The organism is Paenibacillus sp. NPDC056722, from assembly GCF_042790635.1.
GTDB lineage: Bacteria > Bacillota > Bacilli > Paenibacillales > Paenibacillaceae > Paenibacillus_AQ > Paenibacillus_AQ agri.
Genome location: NZ_JBHTYV010000003.1, coordinates 476,654 through 494,087, shown reverse-complemented (window position 1 = coordinate 494,087; position 17,434 = coordinate 476,654). Strand labels below are relative to the sequence as shown.

Here is a 17,434-nt window from a genome sequence, read left to right as displayed (position 1 = left end):
CTGCTCCTCCTCGGGGGAAGTGGTAAGTTTCTGCAATAACGATTGATAAATTGAAATTATCACATAAATCGGTTTTGTACAATAACTCATTATGTTTAGTTGATTATTTTGAAAAGGGATACATAACAAAAAAACATTGTATACCCTTTGTTTATAAGGGTTATAAGGAGTTATAATAACATCTTTCTAGTTTCCATTCGAAAAAAATCATTGACTGTTAGCGCTATTATTATTACTATTTCATTAACGAATTCGGAAAATTATTAGTAAAATTAATAAAATAGTTTATCTAAATGATACTGATTAATTTACTTCTGTAACTGCTGCATTCAGATGCTCTGCTCGCGGAGCAAGGGAGGGAAGTTTGAGATGAAGAAGATCAAAGTGTTGCAGAATATGGCGTCCGTAGGTGTGGTGGCGGTGATTCGGGGTGATCATCCGGAGGATGCTTACAAGATGTCGGCAGCTTGTATCGACGGCGGACTGAATAATATTGAAGTGACGTTCACTACGCCTTCCGCAGATGTTGTTATCAAGAGGCTGGTTGAGGAGTACGGAGACCGTGCAGTGATTGGTGCTGGAACGGTGCTGGATCCGCTGACGGCGAGAATTGCGATTTTGGCAGGCGCGGAATTTGTGGTGAGTCCTTCTTTTGAAGAAGAGACGGCGAAAATGTGCAATCTCTACAGCATTCCTTATATGCCTGGCTGTATGACGCTGAATGAGATGAAGGAAGCGCTGAAGTTTGGTGTGGATGTGCTCAAACTGTTCCCCGGCAGTGCCTTCGGTCCGGATTATATCAAGGCAGTCAAGGGACCGATGCCTTATGTGAACATCATGCCGACGGGCGGGGTGGATCTGAATAACATGGACAAATGGATTAACGGCGGCAGTCTCGCGGTCGGTATCGGGGGCAATCTGACGGCTCCGGCAAAGGAAGGACGCTACGATCTCATCACAGAACTGGCGGCTCAATATGTGGCTAAATTCAAGGAGATCAAAGGCGCATAAGCTATTTCGTTTGATACGGATAACAAGGAAAATCTATCGATAATAAGGCTGGCGGACCGGGTGACGGTGCGGCGGCTTTTTCAATTTTGTCACTTTTGTCCAAGTGTGGGGCGTGATATGGCAACTGGTGTCATTTTTGTAATCGAATTATTGAAAAGAGTATTTGAATGACAAGCGCTTCCCCTGTATGCTTAGTAAGGATTATCAGATTGTACCGGAAGCAGCAAAGAACGCCGGGTGCAGCATGACGAAGAAAATAAAGTTTGGTATTCTAAAAATAACGATTACAAGGATGCAACATATTCGCAGTCTTGCGCGTCAGTAAGATTGCATAGAGAGGGGGAACCTTCGTGGTGGAGCAGGGACTCATCAGAGCCGCTCAAGCGGGCGATCGCGACGCTCTAATCACCCTATTGCGAGAAATAGAAGGGACTGTATACAAGACAGCCTTTTACATTTTGCATAATGAACAGGATGCGCTGGATGCGTCTCAGGAGGCTTTGATCCGGGTGTATACCAAAATTGGTTCCTACGAGGAAAAAGCCCAGTTCAAAACATGGGTACAGCGTATCGTGACCAATATATGCATTGACAAATTCAGGAGAACCAAGCCTACGGTGTCTATTGATGAGCATGAAATGGTGTTTCAGGATAAGCATAACGTAGAGCGGGAAGTGCTGTCTGGTTATTTAGCCCAGGATATACGTGAAGCGATTGACGGGCTTCCGGAGCATCACCGGACAGTCATCGTACTGCGGTATTTGCAGGATTTTTCTTACAACGAGATTGCAGACTGTCTGGACCTGCCTCTGAATACAGTGAAATCCTATCTGTTCAGAGCGAGGCAGCAGCTGCAAAATAGACTTCAGGAGTATCAGAAAGGTGGTGTATCGGGATGAGTTGCGCGGAGGTGATGGAATGGATGCACCGTTATTTGGATCATGATCTCAATCAGGATGAGATAGTAGAGATGTTCCGTCATATCGACAATTGTCCTTCTTGCGCGGAGGTCTTTGACTCACTGTCCACATTGTCCAAGTCACTCGAGCAGATGCCGGATGTGAAGCCTCCTTTCAGTCTGGTGGACTCTATTCTGCCGAAGCTGGATGAATTGGACCGTGGCCTTCATCAGCTAAGCACCATCAAGGCCGAGGATCATCCACAGGATGAACAGGTGGTTGTGCCGTTCTCACGCAAAGTCTCCCATAAGAAGCCCGCAAGGGGTCATTCCATGGCGAGACGGACAGGCATTGGGGCGGCAGCCGCTGCAGTTATATTGGTTTTTGCTATGTTTAACATGCCGGAAAAAATGCCTGGTGCTGAAGTGGACCAGTTATTGAATCGAAGTGCAGATAAAGCTTTAAGTAATAATGCAGCCGTTGGCGATTCTTCCGAATCCTCATTCAAGAGTGCTGAGGTGGGGACCACTGAAGGGGACGATAAGGGAGCCAATTCCAGTGAGAGTGCCAGTGCCTTTGGTGCTACGGATGTTACTGCCCAAAATGGAGGTGGTGCCGCTGATCCTTCACAGGACGCTGCTCCGTCCGCTACGCAAAGTGCTGCACCGGAGGGTGGGGCTGCATCTGCTCCAGTCAAAACCAAGGAGCCGGTCAAAACGGAAAAACCAAGGAAAAGCAGTCGTGTTACGACACCAACCCCGAAGGCTACTGTTCCCGCAGATCAGCTTAGGGTGCAGAGGGATTTGAAGAATGACACAGAGAGTTTTGACCAAGGTTTGCAAGATTCAGTGAGTTCAGCGGGGGGAGGTGCACCGTCTCCGGGCGAGGCTGGGGACGCTGCGATGGGAATGATTCCGCCGAGTTCGGCGTTGAACGCGGCGACATCACAGACATCCTGGACTTCCCCGGACGGACTTCACAAAGTGGAATTAGCCGGGAAGCAATTGGTTATCTATAATCTTGCTGCGGGTGGTGAGCAGGTGGTGACTTCCCTGCCGCTGGATGGAACATGGGTGTCCGGAGAGTGGTCGCCAGATGGTACCCAGTTCACTTATGTGACTTCACAACAAGGAACGAACGTAACCAAGACATTCACTGTGGAGCCTGCTGGCACTCCTGTTGCGCCTTCGGCTTCACCTACTCCACAGCCGTCTGCGACGCCTACGGGAACCTAAATGTACAAATTGATTCCGGGTTGTCACTTTTTTCAGGGCACTGGAATATACTATGGCAAGAGAGAAGATGGAACCGGAATTTGCAGGTTCGCAGAACATCGGTATGACCGTCGGCTGTGAGGTTTCTAGGGCCTTGCACACCGTCGTTTATATAGATGCGCCGCTGAAACGGAGGGACTTTGGCACAGGCTGCCGGAGTTCCTCCGTTTTTGCGTTCAGTTTTCATAAAAGGATTTTTTTGTTACAATAAAGCTTCGGGAAAGTTCAAGGGAATGAACGCCAGATGAATGAAGAAAAGGAAGTGGCAAGATGGATGCCAAAGCGGCGGCCAAAGATATCAAACAGGGGAAAATTTCACCGCTGTATGTGCTGTACGGCAGCGAAAAATTCCGGATGAATGAATTTGCGGCCATGCTGGAAGATCAATTGATTGCGAAGGAGGATCGTGACTTCGCGGTCATCCCTTTTGATCTGTCCGAAACGCCGGTGCAAGCGGTGGTGGAAGAAGCGGAGACGGTGCCTTTCATGGTACCGCGCAAACTGCTTCTGGTACGGGACGCCTCGTTGTTCACTGCGGGCAAAGAGAATGCTAAGCTGGAGCACAGGGTAGATCTGTTGAATGACTATCTGCAGCATCCAGTAGACTATAGTGTGATTGTATTTATGGTTAATAGCGATAAACTTGATGAGCGCAAAAAAATCGTCAAAGCCGTGAAGTCCACCGGAACGGTGCTGGCCTTTAATCCCCTGGGAGCAGAAGAGTTGCTCCGGTGGGTAGAGAAAGGTATTAAGGATCGCGGCTGCATGGCAGCGCCAGGGACAGCTGAAGCGCTGATCGCCAATGCCGGGACCGGGCTGCAGGGCTTGACCGGGGAGATGGACAAGCTCTGCTTGTTCGCTGGTCAAGGCGGAACTGTAGACACGGCGGCCGTGGAGAGCCTTGTCCACCGTGGCACAGAGCAGAACGTGTTCACGCTCGTGGAGGATATTGCGAACCTGCGGCTTGATAAGGCGCTGAATACATTATACGAGCTGCTGAAGCAGCGGGAGGAGCCGATCAAGATTGCGGCGCTGATTGCCCGGCAGTTCCGGATGATTTTACAAGTGAAGGATTTATCCGCGCTCAGCTATTCGCAGGGGCAGATTGCTTCACAGCTTGGTCTGCATCCTTATGCGGTGAAAATTGCTGGTGAGCAAGCACGCAAGTTCGGCACCGACCGGCTGCGCCAGATCCTCAGCGCCCTCGCTGATCTCGATTACCAAATGAAGACGGGGGCTATCGATAAGGTGCTTGGGCTTGAAATGTTCATGTTGAAGCTAGGTGCCTGAGTCATGCGCGTCCGCCTGAACCTAAAAAAGCCTGTCCATTCCTGTTGTTACAGGGCGGACGGGCTTTTTTGGTGTTGAGGAAGAAAGAGTGTTGAAGACAAAAAAACCTAACCGTATGCAGCATAACGGTCAGGTTCTTCAATGCTCAATATGAAAGTCGTTCTTAGGCTTGAGCCTTAAGAGCGTTCAATTTCTTCGCCAAGCGGGATTTTTTGCGGGCAGCCGCATTTTTATGAACCAGACCTTTAGTAACGGCCTTGTCCAGCTTTTGAGAAGCAGCTTGGAAAGCAGTTTGAGCATTTTCAACTTCCGTGCCAGTCAGAGCTACATCAGCAGCTTTCACGGCTGTACGAAGCGCGGACTTTTGGGAAGCGTTCAGTGCACGGCGTTTTTCGATCGTTTTTACACGTTTTACCGCGGATTTAATATTTGGCATTGCATTCACCTCCTGTAAGACATTCGAAATCATCAAATGATTCACAACTTAAAATAGTTTAGCATGCTCCATACTAAAATGCAACATAAAAAGCTTTCAAATTAAAGGATGACCTTTGCATAAACGTTGGCTTACACTCGCACACTATCGATAAACGAGCATAGGAGGCTGATATAACAATGGAACTGGATCTGCAACTGTATTCGGTGCGCACGGATTTGGCGCTTGAAGCGAGGGAAATGGCCCAAGGGCCGAAAAAATCGCCGATTCCTGGTGTGAACGAGGAAGTCGAAGAATCGGACGGCATTAAAATCACCAGACTCGGTGTAGCGACTCCTGCCGGATCGCAGGCGATCGGACGTGCTATCGGCAATTATGTGACACTGGAAGTTCCGGGTCTGCGCGGCGGGGATACAGGTCTGCAGCAAAAGGTGGCCGAAGCCTTTGCCCGTGAATTTGAGGGTTTTATGACTCGGATCGGCATCGGTAAAGATTCCTCTGCTCTCATTGTCGGCTTGGGGAACTGGAATGTGACACCAGACTCGCTGGGTCCACTGGTAGTCGAGAATGCACTTGTCACACGCCAGTTCTACGAATTGGTCCCGGATCAGGTGTCTCCAGGTTACCGGAAGGTCAGTGCGATTGCCCCGGGTGTTCTGGGATTGACGGGGATTGAATCCAGTGAAGTGGTTCAGGGTATTGTGGATCGCACTAAGCCAGATGTTATTATCGCGATTGACGCGCTGGCCTCCCGCTCTCTGGAGCGGATTAATACCACCATCCAGATTGCTGATATTGGGATCCATCCCGGCTCCGGGATTGGCAATAAGCGGCGTGGTCTTACCCGGGAAGTGCTGGGTGTTCCGTGTATCGCCATCGGTGTTCCTACCGTCTGCTATGCCTCAACGATAGTCAACAACGTGCTGGAGATGATGAAAAGTCATTTCGGTCATGGTGCCCCTACCAAGGAAATTATGGGGATGCTCGATGATATCTCGGAGCAGGATCGGCTTACGCTGGTGAAGGAAGTGCTGGAACCGCTCGGCCATGATCTGATTGTTACACCTAAAGAAATAGATGAGTTCATTGAAGATATTGCCAATATTGTGGCTAGCGGATTGAACGCGGCGCTGCATGAGGCAGTCGATCCCGGTAACGTGGGAGCATACACTCACTAGTCCAGAGCAAGACTCGGTGATCTGCTGTGATGGCGGCCCGCCGGGTCCTGTTTTTTTATGCGCTGTATTAATTTCATTCCTATTGATTGGATCTCTATTAAATGCGGCTCTATTTGTTCGTCTTCTATTTTCGGTTCTAGCAGTACTCTTCTGCTCATAGATTTGAAGTATAAGAGATTACAGAGGGCTGGAGGAGGACATAACAATAATGAACAAAAAATGGTTTCAGCTATGGAACATCGGCCGGCTGCGGGGAAAAGTGCTGGATGTTTTGTCGCTGGGGAGAACGATGCTGCTGCTGGCCGGAGGCTCGCTTGTCTTCTTTATGCTGCTGGGCGCCGGCGGAATTGCCGGACAGAAGTTGAACTCTTCACCCATTCCTTCTATGAAAGGTCTTGCTGCCTCACTATCCAGCGGTTTCTTCATGGAAATCCTGGGGATGGAGGTGCCGCATTTGCCGCAAGGCAAGGAAGCGGAGGAGTTGTCACCTAAAAATGTAACATCATTTGTGTTTCAATTGCTGACCAGTGTGAATCCCGGCGATCCTAAAAGTCTTCTGGCCCGCGAGGTGCCGGGAATGGGCTCGGATGACCCCTTCCTACTACGAAAAGGGTCCGGCGGTGTGGCGGGCGCACCTGCGGACTATCACCCCGGAACAGATGAGCTAGCCTCAGAGGACGGCGGGCAGGAACATGATCCTCCTGCAATCAACGGGACGGAGGATCCTGGTAGCGACGAAGGCTCTGTGCCAGATGTACCGGTGGCCACCCCGTCGCCGGACACGGGCGGAGACAATGTACCAGAAGACACCTCAATCAAACGTGTCCTGATCTATCACTCGCATCCTCGGGAAGCTTTCAACCCCTTGCTGGGGGCGCAGAGCGATAATCCCAGTTCGTCGCTCCCCTCGAAGAATATCATGCTGGTAGGTTCATATATTGCCAAACGACTTGAAGAGCATGGCGTTGGGACGATTCATTCCCAGGAGGACTATGCCACCAAGGTGAAGGATTACAAATGGAACTTCTCTTATAAATATTCCCGGATCACGGTTAAGGCGGCACTGGCGGGTAATGATCAGCTGACTGATCTCATTGACATTCACCGTGACTCACAGCGGCATGGCAAAACGACGACAGTCATCGATGGTAAAAGCTATGCCCAGGTTTATTTTATTTTGGGGCATGAAAATAAAGATTGGAAGAAAAACGAGGCTTTTGCAAACAAGATTCATCAGGAACTGGAAAAGAGCTACCCTGGCCTTTCAAGAGGCATTTGGGGCAAGACCTCTAGTCAGGGGAACGGGGAATACAACCAGTCGCTTTCCCCCAACAGTGTGCTCATAGAGGTGGGCGGAATTGACAACACCGAGGAGGAGCTGAAACGGACTGCGGAAATTCTCGGGGACATCATTGCGGATGTGTACTGGAAGAATCAGAAGGCGGATAAGGTCGATGCGCCACAGACTGTAACTTCACCTGCCACAACGGCTCCAGCTGCACAGCCTGGGGGTGAACCGTCCGGCGACAGTGCCAAGGCAACAGGCGAAGCTGGTGGCGAAGCGGCAGGTAAAGCCCCAGCGAACAAGGCGTCCTAAAATTTAACGTAAGGAGAGAAGGTGAGGAAATGTCGCGAGTCGGAAGAAAATTGACAATGGTTGCTATCTGGGCTGGCATTGGTATTCTGATTGGCATGCAATTCGGAGGGGGCGGGACCAAAATCTCCGATGTGCTTCCGGGCTGGGATTCCGGGACACAAGCCGCACAGAACATTCCGGCAGCAGGAGGGGCTGGGGGAGTAAGGCAGCAGCCTGCTCCCAGCGCGGGTGCTCCCCAGACCTATGTGTACGTTCCTATGGCGGTCGATCCCGCAACCGGAGCATACACGCCGCTCCCGGTGCGTACGGAGACGGGCGCGACGGCACAGACGCAGAATAATCAGCCGCAGCAGGAGGCGGAGGAGTACAACAATACGACTTTGACGCCGGAGCAAATCCTGGTCCCGGAGGGGCAGAAGCCCACGGTGGATGTGCTGGCGGACAAGACGGCAGGGCTGTTGCAGGAGGCCTCGCAAAAAGGGATTCGCTGGGTCGTCTCGTTGTTTTCTTCAGCGGAGTGAGGCGCCGATCCGGCATTGGTATTTTTGCGCCGCAGGTAAGCTTCCCGTTCGATCTTCATTTATATGAATCGGCTTACGGCAGTGAATGCTCCTTTCAGTAGAGGGCGTTCACTGCTATTTGTACTGTGATTTTATCCCTTGCGTCAGCCCGGGATTGCTGGGGAAAGATTGTACTGTTATAATAAATGGATTAACATAGGCTGTCTGTGGGGGTAAGGAATGACTGACGTACAGAAAAGACAACAACAAATCCGCAATTTCTCGATTATTGCACATATAGACCATGGTAAATCGACCTTGGCTGACCGCATTTTGGAATATACGGGCGCTCTGACCTCCCGTGAAATGCAGGAGCAGGTACTCGATCAGATGGATCTGGAGCGCGAGCGCGGAATTACCATCAAGTTGCAGGCCGTTCGACTGAGCTACAAAGCTGACGACGGTGAGGAATATCTGCTTAATCTGATTGACACACCGGGACACGTCGACTTCACCTATGAGGTCTCCCGCAGTCTTGCCGCCTGTGAAGGTGCTCTGCTGGTTGTGGACGCAGCACAAGGGATTGAGGCTCAGACGCTAGCCAACGTTTATCTGGCGCTGGATAATAATCTCGAGATCCTGCCTGTCATTAACAAGATCGATTTGCCGAGTGCCGACCCTGAGCGGGTCAAGCAGGAGATCGAGGATGTCATCGGCCTGGATGCCAGTGAAGCCGTACTCGCTTCCGCTAAAGCCGGGATCGGTATCAAAGAAATTCTGGAGCAGGTCGTCAAGCAGGTCCCGGCGCCAACAGGCAACTCGGCAGATCCGCTGAAGGCACTGATTTTCGACTCCCATTATGATCCGTATAAAGGCGTTATCGTCTATGTCCGCGTCATTGACGGCAGTATCCGTGCGGGCTCGAAGATCAAGATGATGGCTACCGACAAAACCTTTGAGGTTATTGAGGTGGGCGCGTTTATGCCCCGCATGACTATTGTGAAAGAATTGAATATCGGCGATGTAGGTTTTATCGTGGCTGGTATCAAGCATGTCGGAGATACTCGTGTCGGTGATACGGTAACGGATGCGAAGAATCCGACACCAGAGCCATTACCGGGTTACCGTAGAATCAACCCGATGGTCTATTGCGGTCTTTATCCAATCGAAACATCGGATTACAATGATCTGCGTGAGGCGTTGGAGAAGCTGCAGCTTAATGACGCATCGCTCAGCTTTGAGCCGGAAAGCTCAAGCGCACTTGGCTTCGGCTTCCGTTGCGGCTTCTTGGGTCTGCTCCATATGGAGATCATTCAGGAACGGATTGAGCGCGAGTTCAATCTGCCGCTGATTACGACGGCGCCAAGCGTTATCTACCGGATTATGCTGACAAGCGGGGAAATGATCCAGATTGACAACCCGTCACACTATCCGGAAATTGGCACCATCGATTACGTGGAAGAGCCGTATGTCAAAGCAGCAATCATCGTTCCGAATGATTATGTAGGTACGGTAATGGAGCTTTGCCAGAACAAGCGCGGCGAGTTCGTGAATATGGAGTACCTGGATTCGAATCGGGTTACAATCACTTACCAGATTCCGCTGTCCGAGATTGTATATGACTTCTTCGACCAGCTTAAATCGGGCACGAAGGGTTATGCATCCTTTGACTATGAGATTTCCGGCTACCGCCGTTCGAATCTGGTCAAGATGGATATCCTGCTCAACAACGAGCAAGTCGATGCCTTGTCCTTTATCGTGCACCGCGACCGCGCCTACAACCGTGGACGCATTATCTGTGAGAAGCTGCGCGGCATCATTCCGCGTCAGATGTTCGAGGTGCCGATTCAGGCGACAATCGGAACAAAGGTTGTTGCGCGTGAGACCGTTAAGGCGATGCGTAAGAACGTCCTTGCCAAATGCTACGGCGGTGATATTTCGCGGAAGCGGAAATTGCTGGAGAAGCAGAAGGAAGGTAAGAAGCGCATGAAGCAGGTCGGCAGCGTAGAGGTGCCGCAAGAAGCGTTTATGGCGGTACTCAAGATCGACGAGTAGGCTGCTGTAATCACAGCGAAGTGCTTCATTTATAAGAGAACAATCCTGTAAGGGAAGCCGTCAGGCTTCCCTTTTCTGGAGATTCGAAGGTTTAAACCTATATGAGAAACGGATACCCACCTCTTCATAGAGGAAGGCGGAGCCGTTTCTTCTTACTTTTTAAGATCAGGCGATCCTGCCCTGACATCATTCGATAGAATAAAGGAGACAGCTATGACAACCCAAACCCACGGCCGTCCCCCTGAGGCTGTATATATTCATATCCCTTTTTGCACGAACAAGTGCTTTTATTGTGATTTCAATTCCTATGTCCTGAAGGACCAGCCCGTAATGGACTATCTTCGTGCACTGGACCAGGAGATGGAGCAGACTGTTGCAATCACTCCGCCCGGCGTGATCCGTTCGATCTTCGTGGGCGGCGGAACGCCGACTGTGCTGAAGCCTGACGAGATGGCTTATTTCCTGGCTTCTGTAAGGAGACACTTTCCGAATTGGGCCGATGATATCGAGTTCTCAATGGAAGCCAACCCTGGTACTACCGACATCGACAAGTTAGCCGTGATGAAAGAAGGCGGAGTTAATCGGGTCAGCTTCGGTGTACAGGCTTTCCAGAACGAGCTGCTCACCGGAATCGGCCGCATTCATAATGTAGACGATGTCTATCGCAGTTTGGAGAACGCGCGTGCTGTAGGTCTGAACAATCTTTCCGTAGACCTGATGTTTGGATTGCCTAACCAAACTGTTGATATGCTGGCTGAAAGTGTCCGCAAAGCACTGGAGCTGAACCTGCCACACTATTCCATCTACAGTCTCAAGGTGGAGGAGAATACACTTTTCCATACTCTCTTTAACAAGAATAAGCTTCCGCTTCCAAATGAAGAGGATGAGCTGCAAATGTATCTGCTTCTGATGTCGAAGATGGAAGAGGCCGGATACGGGCAGTATGAGATCAGTAACTTTGCTAAGCCGGGTATGGAAAGCCGTCACAATATTACCTACTGGCGTAATCAGGATTACTACGGACTTGGTGCGGGTGCACATGGTTACGTGGGACGTAACCGGCATATCAACATCAAAGGCGTTAATCCATATGTTGAGGCTGCAAGCAAAGGCCTGCCTCGTCTGGACTCTTACCCGGTAACGCCGGAAGAAGCGATGGAAGACTTTATGATGGTGGGCCTGCGGATGCGCGAAGGAATCTCGGATGCATCATTCCAGGCGCAATTTGGGCAATCGATGGAGGACATATTTGCCGGTTCACTGCATAAAATGCTGAATGCGGGTCTGCTCGAGCGAGTGGGCGACGGCTACCGTCTCAGCAAGCAGGGCGTGCTGTTTGGTAACGATGTTTTCGGCGAATTTGTCGGCGCACTGACAGAGGTTTAATTTTAAAATAACTCTTGAATTCAAATTCACCTTGTTGTATATTTATTCATATTATCAACGAGGGGTGAATTAGAGTGCTTGCCAAACCGGAATTAATGCCGAATGTTTCTGCTAAGGCGGAGACAGGGGCTATATGCAGAAGTGCCACAGTGGAAGATGTTGAACCACTGTTTCAGATGATAGAAGAATATGCACAGAGTGGTATTATGCTGCCCCGATCCCGGCAAGCCCTGACCCGCCAGATCGACCAATTCGTCATTGCAGAGATTGATGGCAGATTCGTCGGTTGTGGCTCGCTCTGCAAGCTGGGTAATGACCTCGTGGAGATTCGTTCGCTGGGGCTGCGTCCTGAATGCAAAGGCAAGGGGATCGGTTCCCTGATCGTGGATAAGCTGACCGAGGAAGCCAGACGGCAGAAGATTCCTAAGATTATGGCACTGACCTATGCGGTCGATTTCTTCCTGAGAAATGGATTTACCATCGTTGAGAAGGAGATCTTCCCGGAAAAGGTATGGACCGATTGTGTAAATTGTAAAAAGCAGCACGCCTGCGATGAAATAGCCGTTCTTAAAATGCTGAACTGACTTGACTTTTGTCAATGTCGGTTCGGTGTTTTTTTTCAAACCATACATGATCAGTATCATAAAGAAGAATACCATGACGTAGCGAAAAAAAAGCGGATGCCCAAGATGCTGAACTGACTTGACAATGTTAATGTCAGTTTGGTATTTTTGTAATAGTGGTTAGCACTCATCTGAGTCGAGTGCTAACGAATCAGAAACCGCAGGCGGACAGGAGGGAATGCCATGTTAACCGATCGCCAGAGAATGATATTGAATGCTATTGTGGATGACTATATCTCTTCGGCTGAGCCGGTAGGCTCACGCAGTATTTCTAAGCGGGGTGATGTAGGATACAGTCCTGCTACCATCCGCAATGAAATGGCCGACCTGGAGGAACTGGGCTATCTTGAACAGCCTCATACATCGGCAGGACGAATTCCATCTCATAAGGGATACCGCTATTATGTGGATCATCTGGTACCTTGGAATTCTGCCGAAATCGCTGAGATGGGGACGATCCGTACATTTTTCGCTGAGAAGCTGAATGCAACGGAACAGGTCATCCAGCATGCGGCTATGATCCTTTCTAATATGACGAATTACACTTCCATCCTTCTGGGACCGGAGGTTTTTCATACTTCACTACGCCATTTTCAATTGTTGCCCCTGGACGACAAGACCGCTGTAGCGATCATTGTCACCAGCACGGGGCAGGTAGAGAACCGTACTGTTAATATTCCGCCGGAGATTTCAATCTCCGAGATCGAGAAGGTCGTTAATCTGCTCAACAGCAAGCTGAAGAATGTGCCGCTTTACAAGCTGAAGACCCAGCTCTACACCGAGCTTGGCCAGGAAATGCAGCGCCATATCTCTCATTATGAAGAGCTGATGAAGATGCTTGATACCGCGCTTGACAGTGAGAATGAGCAGCGGATCTATCTGAGTGGGGCCACGAATATGCTGACCCAGCCGGAATTTAAGGATGTCGACAAGGTTAAGCACATTCTGGATCTGCTGGAGGAGACGCCTACGCTGCTCAAGATGATGTCGCCCGTGCCAGGCGGACCTGGCATTCAGGTGCGGATAGGAACCGAGAACGACCATGAGGCCTTTGCGAATTGCAGTCTTATTACTGCGACTTATTCATTGGACGGCCAGGCGCTGGGCAGCATTGGTATTCTAGGTCCTACCCGAATGGAATACGCGCGGGTAATGGGCATCTTGGGCATTTTATCCCGAGATTTGACAGCGATGCTGGCACACTGGTATAAGTGAACAGAGCCATATTGATTTTCGTGATGATTTTAAGGAGGTGAAGACAACTTGAAAGAGGAACAAGTTCAAGATCCGAATGAATTGAATGAAGAGCAAGCAACTGAGGAAACTGTCTCGGAGGCCGGTACTGTATCGGCAGAAGAAGCCGGGGACGCAGCTCGTCTGCAGACGCTGGCTGATGAATTGCAGGGACGTGTACTTCGTGTACAAGCCGATTATGACAATTTCCGCCGCCGCACCCAGAAAGAAAAAGAAGAACTGGCGCAATACGCCACCTCCAAGCTCATCAACGAATTGCTTCCGGTTCTGGACAATTTCGACCGGGCCTTGGCTACCGCACCTGCCGGTCCTGAGACTGAGGCGTTCACGAAAGGCGTGAACATGATTTTCCGTCAACTGGATGTGGTATTAAAGTCGGAGGGGCTCACAGCGATGGAATCGGTGGGACAGCCTTTTAACCCTGAATATCATCAAGCTATTATGCAGGTGGAGAGCGAGGAGCACGAGGAAGGTATCGTGACGGAAGAGGTCCAAAAGGGCTATCTCCTGAAGGATAAAGTCCTTCGTCCAGCCATGGTCAAAGTCAGCATGTAGCCTGTCTATATAAGCGGGGATAGCTTTGGCCCGCGAAGTGAAGCAGCTCTGCTATTTGCAGCCATCCTGCTTCTTGAGTCGATGGGATTTGGTACACAAAGAGAACAATTCAAACGGGGCGAATGCTCCATTACATTTTGAGGAGGCAAATTACAGTGAGTAAAGTTATCGGTATTGACCTTGGAACCACCAACTCTTGCGTAGCCGTTATGGAAGGCGGCGAGGCCGTTGTTATTCCGAATCCGGAAGGCGCACGCACAACCCCTTCGGTTGTAGGCTTCAAGAAAGACGGCGAGCGTATCGTCGGTGAAACGGCTAAACGCCAAGCGATCACCAACCCTGATCGTACAATCAGTTCCATTAAACGCCATATTGGTACGAACCATAAAGAAAGCATCGATGCCAAAGATTACTCTCCACAAGAAATCTCGGCTATGATTCTGCAAAAGCTGAAATCCGATGCAGAAGCTTATCTTGGCCAAACCGTTACACAAGCGGTTATCACTGTTCCTGCTTATTTTAATGATAGCCAACGTCAAGCAACCAAAGATGCCGGTAAAATTGCGGGTCTGGAAGTTCTGCGTATCGTGAACGAGCCAACTGCTGCAGCTTTGGCTTATGGTCTGGAGAAATCCGAAGATCAAACAATCCTTGTCTATGACCTTGGTGGTGGTACGTTCGACGTATCTATCCTTGAACTGGGCGATGGTTTCTTCGAAGTAAAAGCTACAAGCGGTGACAACAAGCTTGGTGGCGATGACTTTGACGAAGTAGTTATGAATTACCTCGTAGCTGAATTCAAAAAAGAACAAGGCATCGACCTGAGCAAAGATAAAGCGGCTGTACAACGTCTTAAAGACGCTGCTGAGAAAGCGAAGAAAGAACTGTCCGGCGTACTGACAACTACAGTATCCCTTCCGTTCATCACTGTCGTTGACGGCGTACCTCAGCACTTGGAGGTTAACTTGACTCGCGCTAAGTTCGATGAGTTGACTGCTGGTCTGGTAGAACGTACTTTGGGCCCAACACGTCAAGCATTGAGCGATGCAGGCATGACTCCTGCTGATCTTACAAGAATCGTACTCGTAGGCGGATCTACACGGATTCCTGCCGTACAAGATGCCATTAAGAAACTAACTGGCAAAGAGCCTCACAAAGGTGTTAACCCGGACGAAGTGGTAGCCCTTGGTGCAGCTGTTCAAGCGGGCGTTCTGACAGGCGACGTTAAAGACGTAGTCCTGCTCGACGTAACACCATTGTCCCTGGGTATCGAAACTGCGGGCGGCGTCTTCACGAAGATGATCGAGCGCAACACAACGATTCCTACAAGCAAATCTCAAGTGTTCTCAACCTTTGCTGACAGCCAGCCAAGCGTGGAAATTCACGTTCTGCAAGGTGAGCGTCAAATGGCGAACGGCAACAAAACACTGGGTCGCTTTACGCTTAACGAGATTCCACCGGCACCACGCGGTGTACCACAAATCGAAGTTACTTTTGACATCGATGCGAACGGTATCGTGAACGTATCGGCTACTGATAAAGGCACGAACAAGAGCCAGAAGATCACCATCACTTCTTCCAGCGGCTTGAGCGATGCTGAAGTTGAACAAATGATGAAGGATGCCGAGCTGCACGCTGAGGAAGACCGTAAGCGTAAGGAACTGGTAGAAGCGAAGAACAACGCTGACCAACTCGTGTACTCCACTGAGAAAGTAATCAAGGATCTTGGTGACAAGGCCGATGCTTCCGAAGTTGAAAAGGCTAATGAAGCTAAAGAAAAGGTAAAAGCGGCTATTCAAACCGACAACCTCGAAGAAATCAATGCAGCTACAGAAGCTTTGAACGAAATCGTTCAACAGTTGTCCGTGAAGCTGTACGAGCAAGCAGCAGCTGAACAAGGTGCTGCCGGCGGAGAAGGTGCTCCTGAAGGCGCGTCTAAGAGAGAAAATGTGGTAGATGCTGATTATGAAGTTGTTGACGACGAGAAGAAACAAGGGTAACCTTAGACGATAAGTGTCGTAAGTGGGGGAAGGTCAAAACCGGGGCATCCCGTGTTTTGGCTTTCCTTTTACATGTAACAGGGATAAGTGTATGCACCGTCTGAAACGATAGAGGAATAGTATGAATTGTCGGGCGGAATTAGAGGTACGGAGGTGAATGCAGTGGCAGATAAACGCGATTATTATGAAGTGCTGGGCCTTGGAAGAGACGCTTCAGACGATGAGGTCAAGAAAGCCTATCGTAAGCTGGCCCGCCAGTATCATCCGGACGTGAACAAAGCCAGCGATGCCGAGGCTAAATTCAAGGAAGTGAAGGAAGCCTATGACGTTCTGAGCGATGGTCAGCAGCGTGCAAGATATGACCAGTACGGCCATATCGATCCTAACCAGGGTATGGGTGGCGGCGGCTTCAGCGGTGGCGGAGACTTCGGAGGCCTGGGCGATATCTTCGATATGTTCTTCGGCGGCGGCGGACGCCGTGATCCTAATGCTCCGCAGCGCGGTAGCGATTTGCAGTATACAATGACCATTGAGTTCAAGGAAGCGGTGTTCGGCAAGGAAACGGATATTACAATTCCACGTACCGAGGACTGCGACACTTGCTTTGGTTCCGGTGCTAAGCCGGGTACGAAGCCTGAGACTTGTTCGGTCTGCCGCGGTAGCGGTCAGCAGGAGTTCGTGCAGAATACGCCACTTGGCCAAATGCGCAACCGTCGTCCATGCTCAAATTGTAGCGGGACCGGTAAAGTCATTAAAGAGAAATGTACCACTTGTGCCGGCAACGGTAAGGTGAAGAAGCAGCGCAAGATTCATGTTCGCATTCCAGCTGGTGTTGATGACGGCGCACAACTGCGTATGACCGGTGAAGGCGAAGGCGGTTTACGGGGCGGCCCTGCGGGCGACCTGTACATTGTCATTCGTGTGAAGCCGCATGATTTCTTTGAGCGCGAGAACGATGATATTCTATGCGAGGTACCGCTTACCTTTGCTCAGGCAGCACTCGGTGACGAGATTGAGATCCCGACTTTGACTGAGAAAGTGAAGCTCAAGATCCCAGCCGGGACGCAAACGGGTACTTTCTTCCGTTTGAAGGGCAAGGGCGTACCACGCTTGCGTGGTAACGGCCAGGGTGATCAGCACGTCAGAGTCATCGTAGTAACGCCAAGCAAGCTGAGCGAAGAGCAGAAAGACTTGCTGCGCCAGTTCGGAGCCCTCAATGGAGAGAATACGCATGAGCAGGAGCAATCTTTCTTTGACCGTGTGAAGCGTGCGTTCCGTGGGGAATAAAGCATATCGTTTCTAATATAAAACAGCAGGCTGGAGGATAACCTCCGGCCTGCTGTTTTTTTGTATTGGAATAGAGGCATAAACTCAAG

General features: G+C 50.2%; 15 protein-coding genes. 14 read left to right on the top strand and 1 reads right to left on the bottom strand.

Translation table 11 applies throughout. The features are described 5' to 3' along the window. Positions 1-369 precede the first annotated feature (369 nt). The 4 genes from ACFRAM_RS10855 to holA all read left to right on the top strand — a co-directional run bounded on the left by ACFRAM_RS10855 (position 370) and on the right by holA (position 4,474). Positions 370-1,011, top strand: a complete 642-nt coding sequence (locus ACFRAM_RS10855; protein ID WP_379465850.1) for a bifunctional 2-keto-4-hydroxyglutarate aldolase/2-keto-3-deoxy-6-phosphogluconate aldolase — start codon at positions 370-372, stop codon at positions 1,009-1,011. Positions 1,012-1,361: 350 nt separating this feature from the next. After that, on the top strand, positions 1,362-1,910 hold the full coding sequence (locus ACFRAM_RS10850) for an RNA polymerase sigma factor (protein ID WP_379465849.1): 549 nt from the start codon (positions 1,362-1,364) through the stop codon (positions 1,908-1,910). Next, the gene (locus ACFRAM_RS10845; RefSeq protein WP_379465848.1) at positions 1,907-3,145 is read left to right on the top strand and encodes a zf-HC2 domain-containing protein; all 1,239 of its coding nucleotides are present in this window, start codon (positions 1,907-1,909) and stop codon (positions 3,143-3,145) included. Before ACFRAM_RS10850 ends, ACFRAM_RS10845 begins: the two co-directional genes overlap by 4 nt. Positions 3,146-3,454: 309 nt before the next feature. Next, positions 3,455-4,474: a DNA polymerase III subunit delta gene (gene holA, locus ACFRAM_RS10840; RefSeq protein WP_379465847.1), complete on the top strand. Its 1,020-nt coding sequence runs from the start codon at positions 3,455-3,457 to the stop codon at positions 4,472-4,474. A gap of 163 nt (positions 4,475-4,637) precedes the next feature. Here the strand turns inward: holA and rpsT are convergent, their stop codons facing one another. Then, entirely contained in the window at positions 4,638-4,910 is a 273-nt protein-coding gene (gene rpsT / locus ACFRAM_RS10835; protein WP_066364350.1) for a 30S ribosomal protein S20, read from the bottom strand. 179 nt (positions 4,911-5,089) lie between these two features. On the opposite strand from rpsT, the gene gpr reads away from it, so the two are divergent. The 10 genes from gpr (at position 5,090) to dnaJ (ending at position 17,345) form a co-directional block, all read left to right on the top strand. Further along, positions 5,090-6,088 (top strand): GPR endopeptidase, encoded by a 999-nt coding sequence (gene gpr / locus ACFRAM_RS10830; RefSeq protein ID WP_379465846.1) that lies wholly within the window; start codon positions 5,090-5,092, stop codon positions 6,086-6,088. Between the two features lie 208 nt (positions 6,089-6,296). Continuing rightward, positions 6,297-7,685 (top strand): stage II sporulation protein P, encoded by a 1,389-nt coding sequence (locus ACFRAM_RS10825; RefSeq protein ID WP_379465845.1) that lies wholly within the window; start codon positions 6,297-6,299, stop codon positions 7,683-7,685. A gap of 29 nt (positions 7,686-7,714) precedes the next feature. After that, a complete protein-coding gene (locus ACFRAM_RS10820; RefSeq protein ID WP_379465844.1) occupies positions 7,715-8,206 on the top strand; it encodes a hypothetical protein in 492 nt (163 codons plus the stop codon). Between the two features lie 219 nt (positions 8,207-8,425). Beyond that, entirely contained in the window at positions 8,426-10,240 is a 1,815-nt protein-coding gene (gene lepA, locus ACFRAM_RS10815; protein WP_175372816.1) for a translation elongation factor 4, read from the top strand. Between the two features lie 213 nt (positions 10,241-10,453). Then, a complete protein-coding gene (hemW, locus tag ACFRAM_RS10810) occupies positions 10,454-11,626 on the top strand; it encodes a radical SAM family heme chaperone HemW (RefSeq protein WP_175372817.1) in 1,173 nt (390 codons plus the stop codon). A gap of 95 nt (positions 11,627-11,721) precedes the next feature. After that, entirely contained in the window at positions 11,722-12,210 is a 489-nt protein-coding gene (locus tag ACFRAM_RS10805; protein ID WP_175372934.1) for an N-acetyltransferase, read from the top strand. Positions 12,211-12,432: 222 nt separating this feature from the next. Next, complete coding sequence (hrcA, locus tag ACFRAM_RS10800) at positions 12,433-13,464, top strand: heat-inducible transcriptional repressor HrcA (RefSeq protein ID WP_175372818.1); 1,032 nt, start codon at positions 12,433-12,435, stop codon at positions 13,462-13,464. Positions 13,465-13,512: 48 nt separating this feature from the next. Beyond that, positions 13,513-14,058 carry a nucleotide exchange factor GrpE gene (gene grpE / locus ACFRAM_RS10795; protein WP_379465843.1) on the top strand — a complete coding sequence of 182 codons (546 nt, stop codon included), beginning with the start codon at positions 13,513-13,515 and terminating at the stop codon, positions 14,056-14,058. A 155-nt stretch (positions 14,059-14,213) separates the two neighbouring features. Further along, the gene (dnaK, locus tag ACFRAM_RS10790; protein ID WP_175372820.1) at positions 14,214-16,058 is read left to right on the top strand and encodes a molecular chaperone DnaK; all 1,845 of its coding nucleotides are present in this window, start codon (positions 14,214-14,216) and stop codon (positions 16,056-16,058) included. 162 nt (positions 16,059-16,220) lie between these two features. After that, positions 16,221-17,345: a molecular chaperone DnaJ gene (gene dnaJ / locus ACFRAM_RS10785; protein ID WP_175372821.1), complete on the top strand. Its 1,125-nt coding sequence runs from the start codon at positions 16,221-16,223 to the stop codon at positions 17,343-17,345. Positions 17,346-17,434 lie beyond the last annotated feature (89 nt).